Source organism: Phaeobacter sp. A36a-5a (genome assembly GCF_037911135.1).
Taxonomy (GTDB): domain Bacteria; phylum Pseudomonadota; class Alphaproteobacteria; order Rhodobacterales; family Rhodobacteraceae; genus Phaeobacter; species Phaeobacter bryozoorum.
The window spans coordinates 322,674-347,616 of record NZ_JBBLYU010000004.1; the positions used below are offsets into that span (position 1 = coordinate 322,674).

22 protein-coding genes are annotated in these 24,943 nt (G+C 59.5%); 11 read left to right on the top strand and 11 right to left on the bottom strand.

The features are described 5' to 3' along the window. Positions 1-18: 18 nt before the first annotated feature. The 4 genes from WLQ66_RS16995 (at position 19) to WLQ66_RS17010 (ending at position 3,536) form a co-directional block, all read left to right on the top strand. Positions 19-774, top strand: a complete 756-nt coding sequence (locus WLQ66_RS16995) for an amino acid ABC transporter permease (protein ID WP_340547511.1) — start codon at positions 19-21, stop codon at positions 772-774. Next, on the top strand, positions 764-1,651 hold the full coding sequence (locus WLQ66_RS17000; protein WP_340547512.1) for an amino acid ABC transporter permease: 888 nt from the start codon (positions 764-766) through the stop codon (positions 1,649-1,651). Before WLQ66_RS16995 ends, WLQ66_RS17000 begins: the two co-directional genes overlap by 11 nt. A gap of 12 nt (positions 1,652-1,663) precedes the next feature. Further along, entirely contained in the window at positions 1,664-2,413 is a 750-nt protein-coding gene (locus WLQ66_RS17005) for an amino acid ABC transporter ATP-binding protein (protein ID WP_340547513.1), read from the top strand. A 118-nt stretch (positions 2,414-2,531) separates the two neighbouring features. Further along, the gene (locus WLQ66_RS17010; RefSeq protein ID WP_340547514.1) at positions 2,532-3,536 is read left to right on the top strand and encodes a LysR family transcriptional regulator; all 1,005 of its coding nucleotides are present in this window, start codon (positions 2,532-2,534) and stop codon (positions 3,534-3,536) included. A gap of 4 nt (positions 3,537-3,540) precedes the next feature. On the opposite strand, the gene WLQ66_RS17015 is transcribed toward WLQ66_RS17010, so the two are convergent. The 6 genes from WLQ66_RS17015 to WLQ66_RS17040 all read right to left on the bottom strand — a co-directional run bounded on the left by WLQ66_RS17015 (position 3,541) and on the right by WLQ66_RS17040 (position 12,060). Then, on the bottom strand, positions 3,541-4,344 hold the full coding sequence (locus WLQ66_RS17015) for a type 1 glutamine amidotransferase (protein WP_340547515.1): 804 nt from the start codon (positions 4,342-4,344) through the stop codon (positions 3,541-3,543). Positions 4,345-4,400: 56 nt separating this feature from the next. Next, the gene (locus WLQ66_RS17020) at positions 4,401-6,491 is read right to left on the bottom strand and encodes a dipeptide ABC transporter ATP-binding protein (RefSeq protein WP_340547516.1); all 2,091 of its coding nucleotides are present in this window, start codon (positions 6,489-6,491) and stop codon (positions 4,401-4,403) included. Between the two features lie 11 nt (positions 6,492-6,502). Beyond that, entirely contained in the window at positions 6,503-7,708 is a 1,206-nt protein-coding gene (locus tag WLQ66_RS17025) for an ABC transporter permease (protein WP_340547517.1), read from the bottom strand. Between the two features lie 12 nt (positions 7,709-7,720). After that, a complete protein-coding gene (locus WLQ66_RS17030) occupies positions 7,721-8,806 on the bottom strand; it encodes an ABC transporter permease (protein WP_340547518.1) in 1,086 nt (361 codons plus the stop codon). Between the two features lie 73 nt (positions 8,807-8,879). Continuing rightward, positions 8,880-10,550 carry an ABC transporter substrate-binding protein gene (locus WLQ66_RS17035; protein WP_340547519.1) on the bottom strand — a complete coding sequence of 557 codons (1,671 nt, stop codon included), beginning with the start codon at positions 10,548-10,550 and terminating at the stop codon, positions 8,880-8,882. A gap of 565 nt (positions 10,551-11,115) precedes the next feature. Further along, positions 11,116-12,060: a hydrogen peroxide-inducible genes activator gene (locus WLQ66_RS17040; RefSeq protein WP_340547520.1), complete on the bottom strand. Its 945-nt coding sequence runs from the start codon at positions 12,058-12,060 to the stop codon at positions 11,116-11,118. Between the two features lie 97 nt (positions 12,061-12,157). On the opposite strand from WLQ66_RS17040, the gene WLQ66_RS17045 reads away from it, so the two are divergent. Beyond that, positions 12,158-13,612, top strand: a complete 1,455-nt coding sequence (locus WLQ66_RS17045) for a catalase (RefSeq protein WP_340547521.1) — start codon at positions 12,158-12,160, stop codon at positions 13,610-13,612. A 238-nt stretch (positions 13,613-13,850) separates the two neighbouring features. Here WLQ66_RS17045 and WLQ66_RS17050 read toward each other — a convergent pair whose 3' ends face one another. Both WLQ66_RS17050 and WLQ66_RS17055 read right to left on the bottom strand, forming a co-directional pair. Continuing rightward, positions 13,851-14,375, bottom strand: a complete 525-nt coding sequence (locus WLQ66_RS17050) for a redoxin domain-containing protein (protein ID WP_340547522.1) — start codon at positions 14,373-14,375, stop codon at positions 13,851-13,853. Between the two features lie 57 nt (positions 14,376-14,432). Beyond that, a complete protein-coding gene (locus WLQ66_RS17055) occupies positions 14,433-15,182 on the bottom strand; it encodes a hypothetical protein (RefSeq protein WP_340547523.1) in 750 nt (249 codons plus the stop codon). Positions 15,183-15,199: 17 nt separating this feature from the next. On the opposite strand from WLQ66_RS17055, the gene WLQ66_RS17060 reads away from it, so the two are divergent. Both WLQ66_RS17060 and WLQ66_RS17065 read left to right on the top strand, forming a co-directional pair. Continuing rightward, the gene (locus WLQ66_RS17060; protein ID WP_340547524.1) at positions 15,200-15,811 is read left to right on the top strand and encodes a MarR family winged helix-turn-helix transcriptional regulator; all 612 of its coding nucleotides are present in this window, start codon (positions 15,200-15,202) and stop codon (positions 15,809-15,811) included. Further along, positions 15,812-16,510, top strand: a complete 699-nt coding sequence (locus tag WLQ66_RS17065) for an MOSC domain-containing protein (protein ID WP_340547525.1) — start codon at positions 15,812-15,814, stop codon at positions 16,508-16,510. Between the two features lie 477 nt (positions 16,511-16,987). On the opposite strand, the gene WLQ66_RS17070 is transcribed toward WLQ66_RS17065, so the two are convergent. Together WLQ66_RS17070 and WLQ66_RS17075 are read right to left on the bottom strand one after the other, a co-directional pair. Continuing rightward, entirely contained in the window at positions 16,988-18,709 is a 1,722-nt protein-coding gene (locus WLQ66_RS17070) for a plasmid recombination protein (RefSeq protein ID WP_340547526.1), read from the bottom strand. Positions 18,710-19,024: 315 nt separating this feature from the next. Further along, entirely contained in the window at positions 19,025-19,213 is a 189-nt protein-coding gene (locus WLQ66_RS17075) for a hypothetical protein (RefSeq protein ID WP_211038625.1), read from the bottom strand. A gap of 116 nt (positions 19,214-19,329) precedes the next feature. On the opposite strand from WLQ66_RS17075, the gene WLQ66_RS17080 reads away from it, so the two are divergent. The 3 genes from WLQ66_RS17080 to WLQ66_RS17090 all read left to right on the top strand — a co-directional run bounded on the left by WLQ66_RS17080 (position 19,330) and on the right by WLQ66_RS17090 (position 22,724). Then, entirely contained in the window at positions 19,330-19,815 is a 486-nt protein-coding gene (locus WLQ66_RS17080) for a hypothetical protein (protein ID WP_340547527.1), read from the top strand. Between the two features lie 156 nt (positions 19,816-19,971). Continuing rightward, positions 19,972-20,886 carry a 3CxxC-type zinc finger protein gene (locus WLQ66_RS17085; protein WP_340547528.1) on the top strand — a complete coding sequence of 305 codons (915 nt, stop codon included), beginning with the start codon at positions 19,972-19,974 and terminating at the stop codon, positions 20,884-20,886. 86 nt (positions 20,887-20,972) lie between these two features. Continuing rightward, positions 20,973-22,724, top strand: a complete 1,752-nt coding sequence (locus WLQ66_RS17090; RefSeq protein WP_340547529.1) for an AAA family ATPase — start codon at positions 20,973-20,975, stop codon at positions 22,722-22,724. Between the two features lie 431 nt (positions 22,725-23,155). On the opposite strand, the gene WLQ66_RS17095 is transcribed toward WLQ66_RS17090, so the two are convergent. Continuing rightward, entirely contained in the window at positions 23,156-23,287 is a 132-nt protein-coding gene (locus WLQ66_RS17095; protein WP_259957980.1) for a hypothetical protein, read from the bottom strand. On the opposite strand from WLQ66_RS17095, the gene WLQ66_RS17100 reads away from it, so the two are divergent. Continuing rightward, positions 23,259-24,943 (top strand): recombinase family protein (locus WLQ66_RS17100; protein WP_340547539.1); only part of this gene is annotated, 1,685 nt, incomplete at its 3' end. The two genes, WLQ66_RS17095 and WLQ66_RS17100, sit on opposite strands and share 29 nt — an antisense overlap.

The window sequence follows — 24,943 nt, forward strand, 5'->3', positions numbered from 1 at the left end:
ATAGGGGAGACCGTCGGCATGACTGGTTTCGAAGCGTTTTTTGTGCAGCTTGCCGAGGATTTCCCGCGCTGGAATTTCATCTGGCTTTATGACGAGAAACAGGCCGGACGCATACTGTCCGGCCTGTGGATGACAGTGAAGCTCAGCTTTGCCTGTGTGCTGTTTTCATTGGTGATCGGCATTGCAGGAGCTTGGCTGCAAGGGGCCCGCAACCGCATCCTGCGCGCGGGTGTTCAAGGCTATATCCAGTTCTTCCGGAACACACCGCCGCTGGTGCAGCTGCTGTTCTTCTACTTTGCATTGGGTCAGTTCACGCCCGTGGTAACCGGTCCCGACGGCTGGACCGAGGTGCCAGTGATCTCAGCTGCCGGCTGGGCTATCATTTCGCTTTCGTTTTTTGCGGGGGCTTTCAACGTCGAAATCTTCCGGGCCGGGATCGAAGCCGTGCCCTATTCGACCCGCGAGGCCGCAGAAGCGCTGGGGATGAGCCGGACACAAACCTTTACCAATGTGGTCTTCCCGCTGGCACTGCGGGTGTCAATCCCGGCACTGAACAACAACCTCGTAAACCTGGTGAAGACCACCACCCAGGCTTTTGCCATCGCCGTGCCGGAGCTGCTGTATGAAAGCGTCTCTGTCTGGAACGATTTCCCATCGGCGCAGAACCCGACAATGCTGCTTCTTTTCGTTGTCTACCTGGGCCTGGTCGGGGTGCTGGTCTTTGGCATGAACTCCTGGGAACGCAAGATGAGGATACCGGGCTATGGCCAGTAACAACCTTCCGGGCATTACCGGCCCGGCCGGCACCGATCTGCCGGTCCTGAAACCCTATGTCCTTTCCGGTGGAACCTACGACGAGATGTTTCTGGTCCGTTGGCTGGCCAGCATCCCACCGCAGTTCATCCTGCTGATGTTGCTGGCCTGGCCGACCCTGGCTCTTGCTCAAACCGCCAGCCATGGCATGGGTGATGCCTTTGCGGCTCTTTGGCGCTGGATACCGTTTCTGACCTTTCAGGGCTTTGTTTTCAATGTCGTGATTTCGGTTTTTTCAATGCTGATCGGTACCTTCGCCGGAGCGGCTTTGGGGCTTGGTCAGATTTCCCAGAACAATTGGCTTCGGCGGCTGAGCTGGGGAGTTACCCAGCTGTTCCGCAATGCGCCTTGGCTGGTAATCCTGTTTATCGTGCTGCTGGCCTTTCCGTTTGAGATCGAAATCTTCGGCCTGGTGATCCCCGTCCCAGCCTGGATGAAGGCTGTCATCGGATTGTCCCTTCCGATTATGGCGAACATCTCCGAAATTGTGCGCGGAGCTGTGATGTCTGTACCGTCGGCACAATGGGAAGCGGCCGAAGCGCTGTCCTTCTCCAGGACGCAAACCCTGTGGCAGATCATTCTGCCGCAATGCTTCAAACGCATGATCCCGCCGTGGATGAACTGGTATGCCATCCTGACAATGGCGACCCCGTTGTGTTCGCTTTTGGGGGTCGGCGAAATCATCACCTTTTCGCGCCAGGCAATGGAGGCCGAAAACAACCGGCCTGAGCTTCTGGTGCCGTTCTTCGGGTACGCGCTGGTGCTGTTTTTTGCCTATTGCTACCCGATCGCCCGCATCACAATCGCGCTGGAAAAGCGCTTTGCAGTCAAACTCTGAAAGGTCCGGACGATGAATACTTGGACATCTGATCAGCCGATAATCTCCATCCGGGATGTGCGCAAATCCTTTGGGCAAATTGAAATCCTCAAAGGTGTCAGCATGGACATCATGAAAGGAGAGGTGATCTGTATCATCGGCCCGTCCGGGTCCGGCAAGTCGACGCTGATCCGCTGCATCAATGCCCTGAACGATATCCAGGGCGGTTCGATAACTGTTGAAGGCCAGGAAGTGCATGACGCACAGCTCGATCGGCTACAGCTGCGCAAGAAAGTCGGAATGGTGTTTCAGCAATACAACTTGTTTCCGCACAAGACCGCGCTGGAAAACGTGATGATGGCACCGGTAAAAGTGCTTAAGGAAAACAAGACCGAGGTCGAGGAACGCGCGCGCGCGTTGCTGAAAAAGGTTCGGCTGGAAGGCAAAGAGCACAGTTATCCCGGCGAGTTGTCGGGTGGCCAGCAGCAGCGGGTTGCCATCGCGCGCAGCCTGGCGATGCGTCCTGATGTCATGCTGTTTGACGAGGTGACCGCAGCGCTGGACCCGGAAACCGTAAAGGAAGTGCTGGTTACCATTAAGGATCTGGCGGCGGATGGGATGACTTGCATCCTGGTAACACATGAAATGGGGTTTGCCCGTGAAGTGGCTGACCACATCTATTTCACCGATAAAGGGGTGATCGTCGAGCACGGCTCACCTGAAACCTTCTTTGACAACGCCAAAGATCCGCGCACGAAAGAGTTTCTGAGCCAGATCCTGTAACTGCTGCAGGGCACAGAATGGCCGGACTGGCCTGCTCTGTTCTGAGATCCTTCGAGGAGCATGTTTCAGAAACCATTGCCGGTGCTCCAGCAAGGATGATCATTCGTGGGGTAGACAGATGAGCCGCAGCAAGCCCTCGGACCAGCTTCCGGATTTTTCGCTCCTGCGGAATTTCTGCATCATTGCCGGTTCGGCCAGTCTCACCGAAGCGGCCGCAAAATGCGACTTATCTCAACCCGCGCTTTCTCAGCAATTGCAGCGGCTCGAAGCAGCTTTGGGTGTTTTGCTGATAGAGCGGAACACCCGGCCGATCCGCCTGACCCGGGCAGGAAAGCGTCTTGCGGAAGGGCTGCCCAGCCAGTTGCAGGATCTGGTGAGATTGGTCGAACACGTACGCTCGACACCGAATGTCAGCCGCAAGAAGCTCAGGATTGCGATGCCGGACAGCATGTCCTGCACAATGGGGGCTGAATTCCTTTCAGTAGCGGCCTCTCTTGCGGAGTCGGTGGAGTTGAGCGCGGGGATCTCCCCATGGGCGGATGACGCGCTATTGGGGCGCAGCTTCGATCTGATGGTCGACAGCCCGCCCTATGACACGCTTGGTTATGTGAACCCGGCCAAAATCTTCATAGATCCTTATGTCCTGGTCTACCCCGCCTCGCTGCCTCGCAAGCGGCCGGAAGACTTTGTCGTCACCGACCCGCAGATCGCCTATGCGCCGACCACAAAGTTCGGAGTGCGCGCAGCCAGGATTGCGCGGCAACTGGGAGCGGATGACGAGCCAGCCTTCAGCTTTGATTCAAGCCAAAGCCTGCTGCGCTTTGTTCAGGTCGGTTATGGCTGGGCCGTAACTTCTGTCCTGTGTCTTTATCAGACACCTGCAGCTTTACGTGATCTTTCGATTTTCCCTGCGCCGCCAGAAGCATGCCGCACGCTGATGCTTCTCAGCCGCACTGAAGAAATGCAGGAGCTGTCCCAAGACGTGAACCAACGGCTGGTCAAAGTGTTCAAAGAGCTGGTGGACGGCCCCTGGCAAAAAATGTCGCCTGAGGCCGCGAGTTACTTGAGACTAGCGAACCCGGATATCTTTTCTGCCCCAGATACGCCGCTGCCGGACGGCTAAGTGGTCAAGCCGTTAGCGCTACCTGGCCTGCAACATACTGAATCCAATTTGTCAGTTCCCGGGTCCGGGTATTGATTTCAAAGTCATCGACAGAACAGCCCAGCCGATTTGCGGTTTCCGGATCGCTTTCAACCGTCAGCAAATCCTCGACAGCAACACCGGTGTTGAAAAACAGGCTGCCGTTCTCACGGATCGCATTGGCCACGATCGAGGGTGAAATTTCAGGATGGTATTGCAGCCCCCAGAAGTCTGCACCGCTTTGGCGCACTGCCATTGCCTGGATAGCGCTATGCGCGTTGAAGGCCAGGCATTCACCGCCGTCGGGCATGCGGGTGACTTCGTCACGGTGAGCACAAGCAACACTGAAACCTGACCGGCGGCCCTTCATCATCGGGTGTTTCGCGCCCTCCTCTGTCAGCTCAACATTCAATGCAAGCCCGGTTTCCTTACCCTTTGGGGAAGCGGCGATTTCGCCGCCCAGGCAGATGGTGCCGATCTGCAAGCCGTAGCAGACACCCAGAACCGGGCGTCCGGTTTCGAAAGCAAGATCGCAAGCCGCCCGGATGGGGCGGGCCAAGTCGTCATTCGCTGGCCATTCGTCGCCGGCCCCAGTCATAACAATTCCATCCACACCTGCAAAATCCGCGCGTGTCATCTCGGTCTTGTAGGGCTCGGCGACACGGATTTTAATACCTGGTATGACTGCTGAGAACACCCGGGCAAAGTTTTGCGGCGCGGCCCGTCCTTGCTGACGTCGGCTGCTGGCAAGGTTGGGGGAACTGGATTCTACAATCAGAATTTCGGTCATGTTCTTCCTTGGTCAATTGAATCGGTTTGCTTCTGAGGGCTTCTTGCGCGGTTTGCCTATTCCGCCGCAACCTTGATCACCGGCTTCATGCGCTCCAGCACGTCGTCGCTGAGGTGGCATTTGATCTGGTGGCCGCCGTCCAATGTGCGCACCGGCGGGACCTCCTTCTCGCACAGCCCGCCCGGCACTTCGGATTTCCAGCGGCAGCGGGTCTGGAACGGGCAGCCCGGCGGCGGGTTCATCGCCGAGGGAATGTCGCCTTCCAGAACGATGTGCTCTTTCTCCACGGAGGTATCAGCAATCGGCACCGCGCTCAGCAGCGCCTCGGTGTAGGGGTGGTAGGGCGGTGCAAACACCTGGTCGGTGTCGCCAAGTTCCACCACATGGCCGAGGTACATCACCATCACCCGGTCGGAGAGGTAGCGCACGATGCTGAGGTCGTGGGAGATGAACAGCAGCGTCGTTTTTTCGTTGCGCTGGATCTCCATCAGCAGGTCGGTGACCGCGGCCTGCACCGACACGTCGAGCGCAGAGACCGGCTCATCCGCCACCACGATGCGGGCGCCGCCGGCAAAGGCGCGGGCGATGCCCACACGCTGCTTCTGGCCGCCTGACAGCTGCCGCGGCATCCGGTCGGCAAAGGCGCGGGGCAGTTTCACCAGGTCCAGAAGCTCCAGCATGCGCTTGCGCCGTTCGGCCTCTGAATCGCCGATGCCGAAGATTTCCAATGCCCGCATGATCTGGCGGCCCACGGTCATCGACGGGTTCAGAGTATCGAAGGGGTTCTGGAACACCATCTGCACGTCGGAGACGGTCCTAGTGTCACGCTCCTCGATCGGGATCTGCTCGATGTTGCGGTTGTCGAGCAGGATCTGGCCCTCGGTGGCGGTTTCCAGTCCCATCAGCACCTTGGCGAAGGTGGATTTGCCGCAGCCGGACTCGCCGACAATGGCGAGGGTTTCGGATTCGCGGGCCTCGAAGCTGAGGGTTTCGTTGGCTTTCACCACCTTCTTCTCGCCGCCGCCAAACAGGGCATTGGCCGCAACCTCGTAGTATTTCTTGAGGTTGTCGATCTTGAGGACAACCTTGCCCGGCGCGGTCTTTTCCTTCTGCTCGCCCGCCGTGACCGGCGCGTTCCAGTCGATTTCCTGGAACTTCAGGCAGCGGGTTTCGTGCCGGTCGTTGCCATGCACCGGCGACATCGGGATGACCATGTCCTGATCGCAGCGGCCCTCCTCGAAGTAATCGCAGCGCGGGCCGAAGTTGCAGCCCGGCGGGCGCTCGTGGGGCAGCGGGAAGTTGCCCGGAATGGCCACCAGCGGGCGGGAGTTCTTGTCGGCGCCGGGCAGCGGGATCGAGCGGAACAGCGCCTGGGTATAGGGATGCTGCATTTCGTCGAACACATCGTGGATCGAGCCGCGCTCCACTGCCTCGCCAGAGTACATCACGCACAGGCGGTCGCAGGTTTCCAGCACCAGGCCGAGGTTGTGGGAGATGAACAGCATCGAGGTGCCGTATTTCTTGCCCAGGTCCTTGACCAGTTCGACCACTGCGGCCTCCACCGTCACGTCCAGCGCGGTTGTCGGCTCATCCAGGATCAGCAGCGACGGTTTCGACATCAGCGCCATTGCAATCACGATCCGCTGTTGCTGGCCGCCCGACAGCTGGTGCGGGAAGGAATTCAGCATCCGCTCCGGGTCGGGCAGGCGCACGTCGGTCACCACTTCCAGCGCGCGCTGATAGGCTTCCTTTTCGCTGACGCCCTCGTGGATCATCGGCACTTCCATCAGCTGCTTGCCGATCTTCATCGCCGGATTGAGGCTGGCCATCGGCTCCTGATAGATCATCGCGATCTCATTGCCGCGGATGTCGCGGAGTTCTTCGGCGCTCATCTCCGCCAGATCGCGGCCCTTGAACTTGATGGTGCCGCCGACGACACGGCCGTTCTTGCCCAGATCCTGCATGACGCCAAGCGCCACGGTGGATTTACCGCAGCCGGACTCGCCCACAAGGCCCACGGCCTCGCCGGGCTGAACGGTGACCGAGAAGTCCATCACCGCGGGAATTTCCAGCAGCCGGGTGAAGAAGGAGATCGACAGCTTGTTAATCTCGAGGATCGGGCCGTCGTAATCTGACAGTTTGTTCATTTCTGCCTCCTTCAGTCCTTCAGGGATTCTTCGCGCAGGGTGTCCCCCAGCAGATTGAGGCCTAGTACGAGGCTCATGAGGGCCAAAGCAGGTGCCAAAGCGGGATGAGCATACAGAGCCAGGAACTTCCGGCCTTCGTTGATGGTCGTGCCCCAGTCCGGGCTTTCCGGGGTCAGGCCGAGGCCGAAGAAGCCCAAAGCGCCCAAAAGGATCGCGGTGTAACCGATGCGCAGGCAGAAATCGACGATCAGCGGCCCGCGGGCGTTCGGCAGAATTTCCCAGAGCATGATGTACCAGGGACGCTCACCGCGGGTCTGGGCAGCTGCAACAAAATCACGGGTCTTGATGTCCAGAACCTGTCCGCGCACGATGCGGAACTTGGCAGGCGCACCAACCACCGCGATGATGGCGAAGATGTTCTTGAGCCCAGGCTCGATCAGAAAAATTCCCGTGGGATCATAGTCAAAGGCAGTTCCGAGATAGACCCAGACGCCAATGCCCAGCGTGATGGCGACCAGCACGTTGCGCAGAACAGGGCGCACATAGAAACGGGAGTGCCAGAACAGGCAGAAGAAGATCATCGGGAAGATGAAGACGATTGCCGCCAGAACATTGGGAACAGATGCCTGCCAGACATGCCCGGCACCAAAGCTGATGGCAGGGCCGCCTGCGCGGATTTCCGGTGTCACCAGCAGGTAGAACAGCAGGATGACCGGGAATGCGATAATCAGGTTGGCCGCAAAGGTCAGGGCCGTGTCCATGCGGCCGCCATAGTAGCCAGCGGGTAGGCCCAGAGTGATCCCCACCAGGAATGCAAAGATTGTCGCAATCGGCGAGACGGTCAGCACGATGCGGCTGCCGGAAACCATCCGCGAGAACACGTCCCGCGCCAGATTGTCACCGCCCAGCAGATACCAAGTATAGGTATCTTCATCCGCCCCGGGAATGGCGCTGCCAGGCAGGGCGTTTTTCATGCCGGCGAACTGGCCATAGGGGTCGTGCGTGATGATCTGATTTGCAAAGATTGCAGTCAGAACCCAGAACAGCACCAGGGAGAAACCCGCGACTCCAATAGGGCTGTCAAAGATCTGACCATAAAGGCCGGTTTTGCGGCGTGTGGCAATGGATCCGGTCAGGATAACTGCCATGCAGGCCCAGACGGGCAGAAAACGCAGGCTTAGCTGCAAGAGAAGTTCGGGAGTTGTGAGATCAGTCATGGTCCCGGATCCTTAGTTGACGCGGATGCGCGGGTTGAGGAAGACATAGCCGATGTCGGAGATGAGCTGGGTCAGCAGCACCACGATTACCGCAACTACAGAAATGCCCATCAGCAGTTCGATGTCATTGTTGCCCGCGGCCTGAACCAGCGCCCAGCCGAAACCCTTGTAATTGAAAATCGTTTCCACGATGACAACACCGGTCAGCAGCCAGGGAATTTGCAGCATGATCACAGTAAAAGGGGTAATCATTGCATTCCTGAGCGCGTGTTTCAGCACAATGGAACGGAAGCTCACCCCTTTCAGGCGGGCGGTGCGGATGTACTGCGCGGTCATCACCTCGATCATCGAGGCGCGGGTCATCCGGGCGATGTAGCCCATACCGTAGAAGGTCAGCGCCAGGACAGGCAGGGTGAAGTTGGCAAAGGTAATGCCCTGCATCGCTGTGGCGGCAGAGGCTTTGAACAGGGTTGGGCCGTCAATCAGGCCCCAGTCTGCCAGCAGCGGTGAAATCCCCGCATTTTTTGAAGCGAAAAAGGATATCAGCACCACCGCAGATACATACTCCGGGGTGGAGGTGGTAATGATCGAGAACGTAGAGAGCAGCCGGTCGACCCAGGAGCCTTCGTGCATGCCGGCCAGAACTCCGATCAGCAGAGATAGCGGCACCATGACACAGAGCACCGCAAGCATCAGATAACCGGTGGTGCCTAGCCTTTTGGCGATGACGGTGCTGACCTCTTCCTTGAACACCGTGGAGAAGCCGAACTCACCCTGAAGTACTCCGCAGTACAGCGGAGCCGCTTCCGCAGGACGCACCGGCCTCGAACAGCGGGTGTGTATTTCTCCGCCCGTACCGCTCAGCCGCGCGGAAGGGACGATCCCAAGCCATTCGCCATACTTGGAAAAGATGTCCTGCGTATAGCCGCGGTCCGCCAGCCAGGAGAGGACTTCAGCGTCGCTCATACGGGCATTGGCCTCTGTCTTGGCCAGCTTTTCAAGATTGGGCATTAGATTGGTCAGGAAGAAGACCACAAAGGTCAGGCAAGCCGCCGTCAAAAACATGACGCCGAACCGCCGCAGAATGAAGTGTCGCATGGTAACTCCGAGTGTTCAGGCAGGCCACGGGGGGAGCACAGGTCCGCAGCCTGCCGTGCCTAAACGCTAGGGTTTAGGCCCAGCCCCACTTGTACAGCTGAGGCAGGAAGGAAATATGCGGCTCGGCGTTCAGGACGCCTTCACGCGACTGACGGAAAAGGGAGCGCCAGTAGGGCTGGATGATCACGGCCTCATCCACCATGATCTGTTCCATCTTTGCCGTGATCTCACTGCGTTTTGCCGGATCTGCTACTGCGACGGCTTGATCGAGGAGCGCATCGAACTCAGCATTGGCAAAGCCGGATTCATTCCATTTCTGACCGCTGCGGTAGCAGATGCCGTAGAGCTGCACCCCCAGCGGGCGGTGGTTCCAGTCAGTGATACTGAACGGGTATTTCGTCCAGTCGTTCCAGAAGGTGGAACCCGGCATGATGGTGCGCTTCACCTTGATCCCGGCGTCACGGAGCTGAATGGCAACAACATCAGCGGTGTCTCTGCGGAAGCCGCCATCAATCGAGATCAGCTCATGCTCAAAATCGGCCATGCCAGCCTCGTCCATCAAGGCTTTGGCGCCCGCCGGATCATGCACCGGGTCGCCAATGTTGGCGTATTCCGGATGCACCGGCGCAATATGATGGTTCTGCGCAACCTTGCCGTTGTTGTTGAACCCAAGTTCCAGCACGACATTATTGTCGACTGCCTTCTGCAACGCTTTGCGGACCCGGACGTCAGCATATGGTTTCTGCCCGTTCACCTCGGCCTGCTGATTGGCGCGGATTACAACCGTTGAGCCCGTTGCGATTTCGGATGTTTTCCAGCCCAACGCTTCGATCAGTTCCAGATACTCGCCCGACGTGTTGTAGGTCACGTCAATCTCATCCGCCTCAACGGCGGACAGAACCGCAGAGGCGTCGGTGCCGTAGTCGAGGAATTCAATCCGGTCGAGCCAGGCACCGGTACCTTCGCCCCACCAGATATGATCCGTGTTGCGTTCCACAGCTGCGCGGACGCCAACCTGAAACTCGACCGGCTTGTAAGGACCGGTCCCAACCGGGTTGGTCAGCATGGTTTCCGGCGTGTAGCTTTCATGCACCACCATGGCGGGGTAATCTGCCAGACCGGGAATGATCGTGATGTCAGATGAACGGCATTTCAGCTTGACGGTTTCATCGTCAACAACGGTGATTGCTTCGGCTGCGGCTTTCTTGGTTTCCGGATCGACCAGGGAGTTCATCCGCGACGCCATCGAGTTGCCTTCGACCTCAGCGTCGCACCAGCGTTCGATATTGCGGGCGACGTCTTGCGCGGTGAACAGATCACCATTGTTCCACGTCACGCCCTTGCGAACCTTCAGCGTGTACTCGGTGGCATCGCTGTTGACTTCCCAGCTTTCCAGCAGCCGGGGCTTGAAGGTACCATCGTTATTGTATTCGACCAGATATTCCAGCCAATTGGAGGCCACCATAGACATCGCCGCGAAATCCATCGTGCGGGTGTCCTTCAGCGCATGCACGCCTACTTCAAGCCGCAAGGTTCCGCCGCGTTTGGGCGTGGCTGCCTGTGCCGGTGCAGCCATGCCCAGCATGCCATATGCGGTTGCTGCGGTTGCGCCGAACACGCTGGCCAGTGCCAGAAACTCCCTCCGGTCCATGACACCGCCTCGACGTGCATGGCCAGCGGCTTTCAGAACATGTTCTGGCAGTGGCTTGCCGGTTCGTTCACCAGTTTGATTGTTGGAGCTCATGTCTTCCTCCCGTTGAGCATTCGCTGAAGAAAGGGGAGAGCCCCCAGCTGCCATTTCCTCCAGATCCGGCCTCCCAGCACATAGAAATTTGGCAATTCTTCAGAACTGCCTAACTGTGGCGGCACTCGATCTTCCAAGCCAGCACAGGCAGCTTCATTGTTGCCGCTGATGATTGACATTGAGAATTTGAATGCTGAGAAGTTGAGGTAGAGGCGTCATCCAGAGCCGTTTACAACTGAAGGATGAGGATTTCCGTTCCACTACACTGGGTAGAGAAGAACTGTACCCTGCTGCAAATATTAAGTTTTGGTAGCCAAGCACAGCGTAGCGCTGCGAGATTTTCGTACGTGCCTACACCGGACTTTAACTGGATGCCGCACTTCTAGTGCAGCATTCTGAACCAGCTCAAAACTGCCGTTGGTCACAGCCTCTCATCGCTGCGACGCAGTCAGTCTATTCCGTCGTTGATGCACCAAGCCTAAACTTCGAGTGCCTGAAATGAAGTAATTTTCAATTGGCTTGGGTAGCAGGGCATTCTGACTGCCCGGTTCGCAAATGGCCAATGTCAATTTCTTCCCGCAGACAGTTTTGCCATGGCAGGCGTCTCCATCTGCGACCTTATGAAATTCCCAAAGCTTTCCAGGTGCTCTGCGCGGGGGTCGCTGTTGCGCCAGACCAGACGGATGTGACGCCCGAAATTTCCGCCCTCAATGGGGTGAAGAGTCGCAAGCCCGCCGAAACGGTCCGGGCCGCTGACGGACAGGGCAGGAAAAAGAGCAGCCCCCTCACCCAGGGCAACCATCTGACGCAGCATTTCAAGACTGCTGGCAACACGGTTTCCGGGCCTATCAATCCGGTCGCAAAGCGCCATCGTCTGATCCCGCAGACAGTGTTCTTCGGACAGAAGGACCAGCTTGGACGCCAGAACGCCGGACCACCGCACAGGCTGGCCCGGTTTCTTCTTCAGCTCCTTGGGGCAGGCAAGAATGAAGTGCTCAAAAAACAGTGTGAAAGCATCGAGCATTTGCTGCCCGGGTTCGGTCGCGGTCAAAGCTGTATCCAGTTCGCGCTTCATGAGCATCTCTTCCAGTATGCGGGTTGGCTCTTCGAACAGCGAAATCTGCACCTTGGGGTAGGCAGATTTCAGAGACTTCAAAATCAAAGGCAGAAGATACGGCCCCAGTGTCGGGATCACACCGATCCGGAGCTCGCCTTCCAGGCTGTTGTTCAGGCCAAGGGACAGCTCCAAAAGCTCTCTGGCCTCGGCCAGAAGGATCTCAGCCCTGCGGACAACAATCTGCCCGTTCGGCGTCAGCGACACATGCTTGCCCTGCCGTTCAAAAATCGAAAACCCCAAACGGGCCTCCAGCTTCTGCACCTGCTGGCTGATTGCGGGCTGAGACACCCCGCAGATCGAGGCCGCGCGGCCGAAATGCCCCTCTTCAGCAATGCTTTGAATGTATTCAAGATCCCGGAGAGAAAGACCGGCAACGGATGTGCGTCTAGCCATGGATCACCTCTGCTTATCGGCCGGATAATTTATATAAGTTGGAGTAGTTTGGCGGTTTCCGGTTGGGTGCTCCCGTACGCAAGTTCAGGAGAAAGACATGACCAGCAAACCCAAACTGACCACCGCGTTTGGTGCGCCTGTGCCCGACAATCAGAACATCCAGACAGCCGGTGCGCGCGGCCCGGCGCTGCTTCAGGATGTCTGGTTTCTGGAGAAGATGGCGCATTTTGACCGCGAAGTGATCCCGGAGCGCCGCATGCATGCCAAAGGCTCCGGCGCCTATGGAACTTTCACCGTCACACATGACATCACCAAGTACACCCGGGCCAGGCTGTTTTCCGAAGTTGGCAAGAAGACGGACCTGTTCCTGCGGTTTTCGACTGTTGCGGGGGAGCGCGGGGCAGCAGACGCAGAGCGGGACATCCGCGGCTTTGCCGTCAAATTCTACACCGAAGAAGGCAACTGGGATCTGGTTGGCAACAACACTCCGGTGTTCTTCCTGCGCGACCCGCTGAAATTTCCCGACCTCAATCACGCCGTCAAACGCGACCCGCGCACCAATATGCGCAGCGCGGACAACAACTGGGACTTCTGGACCAGCCTGCCCGAAGCCTTGCATCAGGTCACAATCGTTATGTCTGACCGCGGCATCCCCGCCAGCTACAGGCATATGGACGGGTTCGGCAGCCACACCTTCAGCTTCATCAATGCGGAAAATGAGCGTTACTGGGTCAAGTTCCACTTCAAGACCCAGCAGGGCATCAAAAACCTGACGGATGAGGAGGCGGCCCAGATCATCGCAGGCGACCGCGAAAGCCATCAGCGTGATCTTTATGAAGCGATCGAGAACCGGAACTTTCCGAAATGGACGCTCTTTGTCCAGATCATGCCTGAGAAGGAGGCAGGTGGATACCGCCTCAATCCGTTCGATCTGACCAAGGTGTGGCCGCATGGCGACTACCCTTTGATCGAGGTCGGCGAGCTTGAGCTGAACCGCAACCCGGAGAACTATTTTGCCGAAGTGGAACAGGCAGCCTTTGCGCCGTCCACGGTTGTTCCCGGGATCAGCTTTTCGCCAGACAAGATGCTGCAGGGGCGGCTGTTTTCCTATGGCGATACCCAGCGCTACCGGCTGGGGGTCAACCACTCTTCCATTCCGGTGAACGCACCCCGCTGCCCGTTCCATTCCTACCACCGCGACGGGGCGATGCGGGTTGACGGCAATGCGGGATCGCGGATTGGCTATGAGCCGAACACGCTTGGAGAGTGGAGTGAACAGCCGGCTTACTCGGAACCGCCTCTGTCGGCTGAGGGAGCGGCGGATCATTGGAACCACCGGGTGGACGAGGACTATTTCTCGCAGCCGGGAGCCCTGTTCCGGCTGATGTCGCCGGACCAGCAGCAAGTGCTGTTTGAAAACACAGCCCGTGCCCTTGGCGGAGCCCGGGAAGATATTCAGCGCCGTCACATTGCGAATTGCCTGCAAGCTGATCCAGCCTACGGAACCGGAGTTGCCAAAGCCCTTGGGCTGAGCATTGGCGGTACGGCTTAGGTGGAATGATGCAAGGCGGCATTCCGGCCCTCCAACCCTGAAACAGTACCGTCTTGCAAATCTGGGCTGGCCGGAAGCAACCGCATCCGGCCAGCCATTTTGGATCTGCCGGGGCCTTTTAGCAGGCGCCCGCCCAAAGACGGTCAGCTCGCTGACTGCCCCGGTCATGTTTTTGCGCAACAGCAGGCCCAATCCCGAAGGAATCTCCGCCTTGAATTGCAGTCTGGTTGCAGGCGCTTCACGCGTTGCAGCCACTGTCGCCGCATCGGCCGGAGGAGCCGGTCAGCTGATCTTCGGCCGTCGCAGCAGCCTTGCCCGCAAGCAGGCTGCCAATCTCGGCACCCACCTGCAGTTCCGAAACCTGGCCAAAATGATGCGCCGTAATCCGGCCCGACTGATCCAGCAGAACCAGGCTGGGCGTTCCATGCATCCCGTATGCAGCCATGGTTTCCGGCAGCGGCCCCGCCCCCTGTTTGTCGACCGCCACAGGAAACGTAATGCGGTATTCATGCAAAAAGGCTTTCAGCGATACCGGGGTCATGGCTTCGTGGTGTTCAAAGACAGTGTGCAGCCCTATCACCGCCACCTGATCGCCGGGAAAATGCCGATGCACCTCTTGTGCCAGGGGAATGCCATGGACGACACAGCCGGGGCACAGCATCTGGAAGGCCTCAATCAGGACAACCTTTCCGTGGAAATCCGACAGTTTGAGGTTCCTGTCGGTATTGAACCATTCACTGACCTGCAGTTCAGGCGCTTGCATCTTGATCTCTCCTGTTCGGCAGCCGGCCGCCTGCTTTGCGCGGCCGGCTGATACCGGTTACTGAAGTTTGCCCGGCAGGCTCAGATCGCCTGAGGCTACGTCGAATACATCGGTGACGCACAGCAGCGGCGCGTGAATGCTGGCGTTCACCCGCAGGGCGGAAGTGACGCCGTCATAAACTACGCCCTCCAGTTCGACCCCGCTGGCAAGACCGGCATTCACCTTGATCTCCGGGCCGTCGAACAGCGGCGTGAATCCGGGGCTGTCCAGGAAGACCGGGAACCCGGGCCAGGTCGCGGGCAGCTTTGGCGTCGCTCCCTCGGGGATGTCGCGCACCGCGAGGGCGCCCGGGCCGCAGGCCTCTGTCGGGGTCAGCACAACCCAATGGCTGTGCCATTCGATGCCGTCATTGGCCGGGTCGCCATCGCCGTTTTCATCAAAAAGCGGAGTGTCGTCAAAATCCGGGTGGCTGGTTGCAGCCATTGCCAGAATGCCGGTGCCGCCCTCAAAGCCAACAGCAGACGGGTCAAGAGATGTGGGCCACACGTAGGACCAGACATCTGATCCGCCCACTGCGCCGGTTGCGGCCGGAAGTGATGCCCCGGCGATGCCGCTGGTGGTCATGTGGAAGGTAACTGTGTTGCCGTTGCGATACGCATGCGCCGCAAGGATGTCGAAATCTGCCGCCTTGCCGGCATCAGCCGGAGAGATGACTGCCCCCTCCTGATGCAGGGCGTGATCACCGCCTGCAACAGCGGGCGAGGCTCCGATCACGATGGCGGCAAGGGATGTCCAGGTAAGTTTCATTTCTCATCTCCCGTCATTTGATATCGATTCGCTACTATAACGAAAAATACATTGCAACTTTAATTTCGACTCGCTACTTATTGAGCATGAAACCCGACCATGGCATCCGCATCCTGATCAACCGTCTTGCCAGGATTGATTCCGCTGCCGGCTGGACTGGCGACCTGAACCCGACACAAAGGGCGGCGCTGGAGTATCTGTCTGAGGCAAATCAGTTTTCCCGCTCGCCCTCACATGTCGCCGAATATCTGGGAACAACGCGCGGAACGATGTCCCAGACACTGAAGGCTCTGGTGCGAAAGGGATACACCGCCGAACGCAGGCAAAAGTCCGACCAGCGGTCAATTTCCTATGAACTGACTGAGGCAGGCGTGGCCGCGGTGACCGAACCCAATCCAATTGCAGAGGCGATAGGCAACCTGCCCGCAGGCGTTCACACCGCGCTCAAGGACGGGCTGATGCAATGCTTGAGGCTGGCTCTGGCGGCAAACGGCGGCCACTCGTTCGGGAAATGCAAGACCTGCGCCTATCACGAGGCCGACTCGGAAAACGGCTTCTGCACCTTGCTGGGGCTCGGCTTGGAACCCGGCGAAAAAGATAAATTCTGCATCGAACACAAAGAGGCCTGAATGACCCTTCCTGGACTTACGGCAGAAATCGGCGGCATCTTCCTGGGCAGCGTTCAGAACCGCTGGGACGGAAAGCCGCCGTCCGCCATTCAAAAAGACCCGGTGTCCGGCCCACAGACCATTACGCTGACAGGTTTTTCAGAGGATGCGCAGGCGGACCTGACCGTGCATGGCGGCGCGGAAAAGGCCATTCACCACTACGCGCTGGATCACTATGCGGCCTGGCAGGGCGAGGGGCACATGGCCACCGGCACGGTCCCCGCAGCCTTTGGCGAAAACATCTCAACAACCGGATTGACCGAAGAAAACCTCTGCATCGGCGATATCCTGAGGCTTGGCACAGCCACCGTTCAAATCAGCCAAGGCCGTCAGCCCTGCTGGAAGCTGGGGCTGCACACCGGACATGAAAAGATGCCCTACCTGTTCCAGAAAACGGGCCGCACCGGGTGGTACTACCGTGTGCTGGAAACCGGCGCGGCTGCAGCGGGCGGCCGGATAACGCTGATAGAAAGACGCAACCCGGACTGGAGTGTCCTGCGCGTAACCCGCGCCCGGCTGACACGCAGGGCTTCCCGCGAAGATGCCGAAGCCCTGGCAGATTTGGCGGATCTCGCCCCCGGCTGGCGGCAGGCTTTCGAACGTATGGCCGAAGGCATTTCAAGCGAAGACACAAGCGCAAGGCTTGCTGGTCAGTATTGACACCTGCGCCATCGCTAAACTTGTTTATGGATGTTGCGCGGCAAGTACCGCTTTCCCAACTGTGAATGGCTGTTTGCTCAATTCGGAAAAGTTGTTCTCACAGCTGCAGCGAAAGGGCGGTTTGATTTTTACGCCTCAAATTACCTTTCAATGACCGTTCTGACGACATCGGTTGCACGGCAGCTATGATGGTGCCGCACATGCGAGCGGATGCTGCGTCAGCAACATGCCAAAACGCAAATGTCTGGAGAGTCCGGCGTCTCGCTTGTCGACCAGCTGCGCAGCGAAAGGACGGTTCGGATTTTCGCCCTCAGATTTGCTTTCAATGACCGTTCTGGCGACATCGGCTGCATCGCAGCGACCAACCTGCCGCACTTACGAGCATATGCTGCGCCAGCAATAGCCGCGTGAGCAAAAGGCGGCTTTGTCCGCACAGCAAACCTTGGCTTTTCACGCAGCAAAAGTCAGCAATCGGCCCTATTTCGGTCCGCTGTTTATACCACCGAGCGTGATCCTCGACAGCCTCGCTGCATCTTCCGGTTCCCATTTCTGACGCAGGCCGCGGACATAATCCGCGTCACTCTTCAGCTTTTGCCGCTCCTTGGCGAGGACGCGTTTCACGGTCCGCGCCACCAGTTGAGCAATGCGCGTGACCATCCGCATTGCCGGGCGGATTTCTTTCAGCGTTTCATCCCGCTCGCCCTTGGCATCCGGAGCGGCCGCGCCCCAAGTCAAGCCTGCCTGCTGATCCGCAGACGCCTCCCGCCAGAAGACCGCCCCATCAGCAACCAAATCCAGCCCGGTCCCGATGGCATCCGTGATGACCTCTGCCTCCGTTGCCTTCAACCGGACCTTTTCTTCTGCCTCCTGCAGTCTCTTCTCCTCAGCCAGCCGGGCAGCCCGGGCCTCAGCAACTGCTTTCTCTTCCTGGCCGCGGTGCTGAACCATCTGCAGCAGCTGAGCGGCCAGATCAGATTTCTCCGCCTTCGCGGCGTTCAGCACCTGCTCGGCCTGTTGCCTTTCTTGGATAACCCGCGCGCGTTTTTCTTCCTCCAGCTTCCGCGCGGCCATCTTGGCCCGGTACTTTTCCGCAGCTTCTTCTGCCCTTGCCTCATACCCCTTAACCCTCGGCTCCAATGCCCCGACCTCAGCCACAATTTTCTTTTTCAGAGCATTCGCGGCGTCAGCCGCTTTTTCCTTCTGCACAGCTTCTGCCTCCGCCGCATCGCGGCGGCGGATCATCTTTGCAGTTTCCCGCGCGGTCCGCTGTTTGCGGGCCCGCGCCTCTTTCACCGCGCGCTTGCGCGACTTTTTGACCGTGGCCTTGGCCAGGTCCCGGCCGTTTTCAACGGCCGCCTTTGCCTCATCCAGAGCATCGCCCAGGATACGCTTCTTCTCCGCTTGCGCCTTGAGGCGCTCCTCGGCACGCCACTTTGATGGCGGCACATGCTGCCGCCGCTCGGGCAGAGGTTTTCCCTCTGCCCACGCCTGGCGCCGGGCCTCGGCACGGCGCTCCCCCCTGATGATCCCGATTGTCTCGAAGGCCTCTCCGGCAAGATCCTGGGCATGCTCATAGCTTTTGATGAGCGGGTTCTCAGATGGCTGCAGCAGGATCTGATGCCCGCGGTTGGCGGATGGCTTCTCGGTCCAAACGGCCACGACAAAGTGGATATGGTAAGCCTCCTCATCGACGTGGGCGCTTGCATAGCGCAGCTGACCATGTGGAAAGTTTTGACCGAGGAACGACATGGCGGTTTTGCGGAAAGCAGAGACACGTTCCGGATCCCATTCAGAGAGCCCTGCCCCGCCCAGCCAATCTTTGTTGACTGTGATGATGCCTTCCCGAAGCGGACCTCTGCTGCAGGACCGCCAGGGGTCTGCAGGCCCTTCCGCCTCCAGCTTCCTGGCGTCCTTCATGCGTGATTTGGCTCTGAGGGCACGCAAATGCTCCTCGTGATTGTGACGGCGCATCTCAGCAATTTCGCCGCGTATCTGCTGCTGCCAGCCCGGCTCGCCGGCCAGCACCTGGTTCAGCCGCGACAGCTCCTGGTCGACATGATCCAGGTCGCCGCCGCCGCGCTTGTCATGCATCTTGAACTTGCCAAGGTCCCGCGGAAACAAGCCTGCAAATCGCAGCACAACCGGTGCTTCATTTAGAATTACGGGCTGTGCTTGGGTGAACTTGGGCTGTAGGGTCATCTTGCTGCTCGGATCTGCTTCTCTGATCCGAGTCTCCGCGAAGACGAAGAAAATCCCGATAGGCTTATTTTTGTTTTTGTGAGGCTTGTACTCACTAGGCAAGTTGCAATCTTGGGCTGGGCCCCAGGATTGCAACTTGCCGTTCGCGAGGGGGATACCCCCTTCGATCCCCTCCTCGTCAGCTTGTTTCAGGCCTTCGCCTTCAAAAGCTTCCTGCGGCCAGCAGCCTGCTGGACCCGCCCTGCCGGGGGCCTGGGATGACTTATTGTTTTTCGATAATCTGGAAGGGGTGAAGATTTACACTGACAGCAATTGCTATTCGTCGACTTCAATTCCGCGATCCTGGCACCATTGCTTCAACATCCGCCGGATCATAGCAGGCCGTGTCGGAAGATCGTCTTGCTCGCGGCGCTGGTTATCAATGACTTCGATCATCCCACGCGCCAATCGGAGATTGACCGCTTCGGTATCCACCGCCGGGCGTCCTCGCGCTTTTTTTGACATGTCTGACAATCTCGTATTGATTTTTGGTTTTATGGTACCATATATTGCAGGTGCAGCAAGGCTCCTACCCCTTGCCGCACCCTAACCAAAACCGATCTCGCGAGAGGAGACCGACTATGGCTGATATTTGCCGTATCATGCGCATGAGCACAGAAAAAGGCTTGTGGCCTGCAAACGAAGCAGATGATGGTTCCACCTTCATCACCCGCACCTTCGACACGCTGACCAAAGCAGTGGACGAAGCCCTGAATTTGGAGCGTGATCTGTCTCACTCCCTCGCCTGGGATCCCGCGTCCACCGGTATCCAAGAGGCTGCCGAAGCCCGCTGGCAGGATTGTCTTCAACTCAGCGGCGACATCCTGACGGCACAGGTGGTCAGTGCCGAAGATTTGCCAATGCAGCGCATGAGCATGCTGCTGCACTTTCTGATCGAATCTGAGAGCCTGGATGAGGCACTTCGGTTCCAGCAGCTGATGCATGAACACCGGGACCTTTTCACCACCGATGATGCCGGTGTCTGCGAAGCGCTGAATCGAGCGGCGCGGCAAGTCGACGCCGTGGTGGAGATGGCAGTGACAGCCCCGGATTTCGCGCCGGTCTGATCCGCCCAATCCCTTCCTGACACAACCTGACCTGGCCACCGCAGCGGATCTCTCCGCCTGCGCCCGGCCACGTCATGCCCAATTCCAGATTTTCCCGGCAGGTGCCCCATATCCGGCGCCTGCCATCTCTCCCGCTTTACGCAAACGGAGTTCTCAATGACCCATACATCAACCGCCACGTCCGCCGCCTTCCCGCTCACCATTCACCCCCACTGGCGCGAGACCGCCGCGAGCAAAGGCTTCGACATTCTGAAGCGCATCCAGGACCGTTATCATCTTCTTCTGTGTTGCCGCGCATGCGGAGCAACTCACGTAAGCAAGCTCTTTGTACTGATGAACAACCAGCCACTCTGCCCGCATTGCATTCAAGACCGGTGGCGGGACGATGCCGCGGCAGCCGGCCTGAACTGGGCCGGCCGCGACCCGGAAGACCGTCACTATGCCCACTATATCGCCCCCTGCGGCCATAACTTGCGCCGGCAATTTGAGATGGTTAAGCGGGCAACCGAAGGCCTGTGCAGTGTACGGTGCGAGATTTGCCACGCTGACAAAGAACAGGCTGAAGCAGAAGAACGGGGGTGGCACCTGATCGGAGAAGACACAGGTGGCAGCCAGAATTACCGTCTGTACCAGCATCAGGCCTGCGGCCATGTTCAGCGGATTGCCCGTGCCAACATGCAGACTGGCCGGTTTCAATGCAGCAACTGCGGCAAGGGCTGGAGCAGTGCGCCAAGTTTTCTCTACGTCATGAAGCTTAAACTCGCCAAAGGTGCCAAGCTGATCAAACTCGGCTACAGCCGCGATCCCGTCTCCCGCCTTTACCACCAACTTCTGAAGACCAAGGAGACGGAGGCGCAGGTCCTGCGGACAGTTCCCATCAGCTCCGGCCACACAGCTGTGCAAATTGAGAAAGGCCTGCATGCGCGGCTGAAGGCAGAGCACCCCGACAGCGTCGCGCCGCCAGACCTCTACGCAGAAGAGCTGAGCGTCAAAAGCGAGGTCTACTTCGCCGATGCGACCCAGGTGATCTTCGCGATGCTCGACGCCATCCGAGCGGAAGAAGACACCTAAGCGCCCCCCTCTTCAATTTCCGAACTGTTTCACGCCCGGCTCTGCCAGGCGCCCGATCCTCTTTGCCTGTTCACTGGAGGTTTGCCATGAACCGATCCAACCACTCCCCCGCGCGCCCCGATTGGTGGCAGTTCGCCGAAGACTGCGCCCGCCGCTATCATCTCCACTGCGAAGAGCTGCAGCAGGCGCGCCGCAAGACACTCAAAGAAGACGCGCCAGACGACAGTGCTGGCGCCGAGGAGCCCCTTGTGCCCCCTGCACCGGATCACCCCCTTTCTTTGCTGCAACATCTGAGCGAGCAGCCGGACGCGCGGCATCTGCCGCCGGAACTCTGGGAAGCGCTGGAGCAGGAAGGCGCCGACCCATATGCCTGTGACAACACGGGCCGCTGGCTGCCGGGCACAGACCTGCCGGCAGACAAGCTGCTTCTGCTGCTGCGGATCGCCGCGGCCTTCGGCTCCCCGGCTGCAGTGGACGCGCAGCTTGCCCGTGGCGCCGTGCTGATCCTTCACAACGTTCCTGCTTCCGGTTTTTCAAGCGTGGAAAACCTCCTTAACCACGCCCTGCTGCCGCCGGGCTGGCAGGCCTATGACGCCCGGCAACTGGTTGCAGACCTGCGGCTCTGGGCCGAAGGCGAAGTGGCCTGGAGTGAGATCCCGCACTCCTTGCTGCTTTTTGGCCTGCCGGGCACCGGCAAGAGCCATCTCGCCCGCGCGATGGGCCGGAGCGCCGCTGTCAATTGCGTCGAGACCAGCTGCGCCGAGTGGCAAAGCGCCGGTCATTTGGGCAACCTGCTGCTCGCGATGCGAAGAAGCTTCGACGACGCCCGGAAGAATGCGCCCTGTATCCTTTTCATCGATGAGATTGACGCGATCGGTTCCCGCGACAGCGCCGGCGACAACAGTGCCAGCTACAGGCGCCAAGTGGTTGCTGGTTTTTTGGAGCAGATGGACCGCGTCAGCCTGGAGGAAGGGATCATGGTCGTCGGTGCCTGCAACCACCCGCAGCACCTAGACCCCGCAGTGCTGAGAGCCGGGCGGTTTGACATCAAGATCGAGATGCCGCTGCCAAGCAAGGCGATGCTGCAGCATCTCCTTGCCGAGCGGCTGCAGAACACATTCTCTGAGGATGTGCTGCAGCAGCTGGCGCGGGACTCCATCGGAAAGACCGCCGCCGACGTTGACGCCGCGGTGCGCTCTGCCCGCAGTGAAGCCCGTCACAGCGGCTGCCCGCTCGATCTGCAGCTTCTGCGCTGCCATCTCGGTGTCAGGGAGCTGGAGGAGAACCACGGCCTGCTTTACCGCATTTGCGTCCATGAATGCGGCCATGCCATCACCGCCTGGATCTTCGGAGAGGCGATCACGCAGGTCCGGGTGGCTGCCGCAGGCGGAACAATCGAACGGGATGTTCCCGCGAATGCAGGTCTGCCGGCAGATTTCGACCGTCAGCTCTACGTCCACCTCGCGGGGCGGGCGGCGGAGCGGCTCATCTTTGGGACTGTGTCCGCTGGCGCTGGCGGCAGCGCCACCTCCGACCTCGGAAAAGCTGCTCGGATGGTCCTGGCGATGGACTTTGAACTGGGTTTAGGGGCCTTCGGCAACGGCTGGTTTGGACCGCAGGATCCAGCCCAACTTGAAGAACCCGACCGCAAACGCCTCCGCGAGAAGCTCGACTACGCCGAGGACCACGCACGCGCACTGCTGTATCCCCATCAGCAGTTGCTTAAGGACATGGCTGAAGACCTGGTGCAGAAACGAGAGTTCGATACCAAGGAGGTCCGGTCCTGGCTGCGTGACGTGCCGCGCAAAAATGGTCCAGAGCCGGTCCTGGACCAGTAGATGCGCCCGCCAACCAAGCCGCTCCGCCGCGAGGTTTGCACAATTCTTATGTGCAATCTCCAGCGGCGCAGGCTTCGGTTGGCCCAAAATCCGGAAAAATCCCTTCCGGAAATACTTTGTCCCAAAGCTCCGCCGGGGCGGTCTATGCCCCGCATCCCTGCCCAGCTCCCTCTGCAGAGGGAAAGTTCCGTATTTCTAGGCCCTTATCCACAATATCCGTCTCCGCAGGGTTACAACCCGGGTCGCTCCAACCCAATCCGGCGCAGTAAACTGTCTCCATCAGCACACGCGGGCGGCCACCGCCCACCGGAGACAGGAGACCTCGGCCTATGGCACGGGACCGGAAGAGACATGCCGAATGCCCGCAGGCGCCGGAAACACCCGGCCGCCCGCAAAACGGCTCCTGCCGGCAGGACGCCAGCACCCGCGCGTCACTTCACGAACTCCTGCGCGCCCTCGCCCGCGAGGCAGCCCGCACCGACCACCGGGACGGCAATTCTCCCGGTTAACATCAAACCACCGGAGAACACCGCCATGTCCCAGCCCAGGCTCAGAGCAGCCATCTACGCCCGCTACTCGACAGACCTGCAACGCGACGCCTCTGTCGAGGACCAGATCCGCGACTGCACCGATTACGCCAAGGCCCAGGGGATGGAGGTAGTGGCCACCTATTCCGACCGCGCCATCTCCGGCGCCAGCCTTATGCGCAGCGGCATGCAGGCCCTGCTCCGCGATGCGCGCGGCGGCACCTTCGATGTTCTGGTCTCGGAAGCCCTCGACCGTCTAAGCCGCAACCAGGCCGACATTGCCCACATCTACCAGGAATTTTGCTTCAACGGTCTCCCGATCGAGACCGTGGCGGACGGGCTGATTTCGGAGATCCATATCGGGCTGAAGGGGACGATGAATGCGCTCCAGCTCAAGGACATCGCGATGAAGACTCACCGCGGCCTCAAGGGCCGCGCGCTCGAGGGCAAATCCGCAGGCGGCAAAGCTTACGGATACCGCATGAAGCCGCAACTCGCGAGCAATGGCGACGTGATCCGCGGCGAGCGCGAGATCCACCCGGAAGAGGCAGATGTCGTGCACCGGATCTGCGCGGACTACGCCAGTGGCCTGTCGCCGAAGAAGATCGCCGAAGCGCTCAACAAGGAGCGCGTGCCTGCCCCGTCCGGCCGCCACTGGGGTGCCTCCACCATTCACGGCAACCGCCAGCGCGGCTCCGGCATCTTGAACAATGAGCTCTACATCGGCCGGCAAGTCTGGAACCGGCTGCGCTACGTGAAGGATCCGCAAACGGGCAAGCGCATCTCGCGGCTGAACCCGGAAAGCGACTGGACGGTCACCGACGTCCCGCATTTGCGGATTGTCGCACAGGATCTCTGGGATGCGGTCCGGGCCCGCCAGGGCAAACTGAAGACCGCGGGCACCAATGTGCCGGTCTGGGACCGGCGCCGCCCCAAGACCTTGTTTTCCGGCCTGATGGCCTGCGGCTGCTGCGGCGGCGGCTTTGCCAAGATTTCGAAGGACAGCTTCGGCTGCTCCCCGGCAAGGAACAAGGGCGCCGCGGTCTGCAGCAACAAGCGCACGATCAAGCAGGCCGACCTGGAAGCCCGGGTGCTGGATGCGCTGGCGAACCACCTGATGGATCCGGATGCGGTGCAGGTCTTCTGCGAAGAATACACTGCCGAACGCAACCGGCTGAAGGCGGCAGCCGCCGGGAACCGCAAGGAAAAGGAACAGGCGCTCGCCCGTGCAAAACGCGACCACCAGAAGCTGGTGGATGCGATCATCGCAGGCATTCCCGCAGATCAGGTGAAGGACCGGATGATCGAGCTCGACGCACGGCGCCAGCAGCTGGAACGGGAGCTGGAGCAGACCCCTGCCCCGGACACGGTGGTGTTTCACCCGTCGATGGCGGAGGCCTACCGGGAGCGGGTGTCGCGGCTGATCCGGACCCTTGGCTCCGCCGAAGGCATGGAAGAGGCGAAGGAGGCGCTGCGGTCTCTGGTGGAGCGGATCGTGCTGACGCCTGCGGCAGAGGGCCCTGGTCTGGATCTGACGCTGGAGGGGGATCTGGCCGGGCTGCTGCGTCTTGCGGCCGGAGCGGAGGGTCCGAACACGGAGAAGGCCCCGGATGGCAGATCCGAAGCCTTTGATATATCTGAGGAAATTGCGTTGGTTGCGGGAGTAGGATTTGAACCTACGACCTTCAGGTT

What these genes read in the sequence shown, in the direction of transcription:
- WLQ66_RS16995 (WP_340547511.1), top strand. Translation starts at nt 19, where the DNA reads ATGACTGGTTTCGAAGCGTTTTTTGTGCAGCTTGCCGAGGATTTCCCG.
- WLQ66_RS17000 (WP_340547512.1), top strand. Translation starts at nt 764, where the DNA reads ATGGCCAGTAACAACCTTCCGGGCATTACCGGCCCGGCCGGCACCGAT.
- WLQ66_RS17005 (WP_340547513.1), top strand. Translation starts at nt 1,664, where the DNA reads ATGAATACTTGGACATCTGATCAGCCGATAATCTCCATCCGGGATGTG.
- WLQ66_RS17010 (WP_340547514.1), top strand. Translation starts at nt 2,532, where the DNA reads ATGAGCCGCAGCAAGCCCTCGGACCAGCTTCCGGATTTTTCGCTCCTG.
- WLQ66_RS17015 (WP_340547515.1), bottom strand. Translation starts at nt 4,344, where the DNA reads ATGACCGAAATTCTGATTGTAGAATCCAGTTCCCCCAACCTTGCCAGC.
- WLQ66_RS17020 (WP_340547516.1), bottom strand. Translation starts at nt 6,491, where the DNA reads ATGAACAAACTGTCAGATTACGACGGCCCGATCCTCGAGATTAACAAG.
- WLQ66_RS17025 (WP_340547517.1), bottom strand. Translation starts at nt 7,708, where the DNA reads ATGACTGATCTCACAACTCCCGAACTTCTCTTGCAGCTAAGCCTGCGT.
- WLQ66_RS17030 (WP_340547518.1), bottom strand. Translation starts at nt 8,806, where the DNA reads ATGCGACACTTCATTCTGCGGCGGTTCGGCGTCATGTTTTTGACGGCG.
- WLQ66_RS17035 (WP_340547519.1), bottom strand. Translation starts at nt 10,550, where the DNA reads ATGAGCTCCAACAATCAAACTGGTGAACGAACCGGCAAGCCACTGCCA.
- WLQ66_RS17040 (WP_340547520.1), bottom strand. Translation starts at nt 12,060, where the DNA reads ATGGCTAGACGCACATCCGTTGCCGGTCTTTCTCTCCGGGATCTTGAA.
- WLQ66_RS17045 (WP_340547521.1), top strand. Translation starts at nt 12,158, where the DNA reads ATGACCAGCAAACCCAAACTGACCACCGCGTTTGGTGCGCCTGTGCCC.
- WLQ66_RS17050 (WP_340547522.1), bottom strand. Translation starts at nt 14,375, where the DNA reads ATGCAAGCGCCTGAACTGCAGGTCAGTGAATGGTTCAATACCGACAGG.
- WLQ66_RS17055 (WP_340547523.1), bottom strand. Translation starts at nt 15,182, where the DNA reads ATGAAACTTACCTGGACATCCCTTGCCGCCATCGTGATCGGAGCCTCG.
- WLQ66_RS17065 (WP_340547525.1), top strand. Translation starts at nt 15,812, where the DNA reads ATGACCCTTCCTGGACTTACGGCAGAAATCGGCGGCATCTTCCTGGGC.
- WLQ66_RS17070 (WP_340547526.1), bottom strand. Translation starts at nt 18,709, where the DNA reads ATGACCCTACAGCCCAAGTTCACCCAAGCACAGCCCGTAATTCTAAAT.
- WLQ66_RS17075 (WP_211038625.1), bottom strand. Translation starts at nt 19,213, where the DNA reads ATGTCAAAAAAAGCGCGAGGACGCCCGGCGGTGGATACCGAAGCGGTC.
- WLQ66_RS17080 (WP_340547527.1), top strand. Translation starts at nt 19,330, where the DNA reads ATGGCTGATATTTGCCGTATCATGCGCATGAGCACAGAAAAAGGCTTG.
- WLQ66_RS17085 (WP_340547528.1), top strand. Translation starts at nt 19,972, where the DNA reads ATGACCCATACATCAACCGCCACGTCCGCCGCCTTCCCGCTCACCATT.
- WLQ66_RS17090 (WP_340547529.1), top strand. Translation starts at nt 20,973, where the DNA reads ATGAACCGATCCAACCACTCCCCCGCGCGCCCCGATTGGTGGCAGTTC.
- WLQ66_RS17095 (WP_259957980.1), bottom strand. Translation starts at nt 23,287, where the DNA reads ATGGCTGCTCTGAGCCTGGGCTGGGACATGGCGGTGTTCTCCGGTGGT.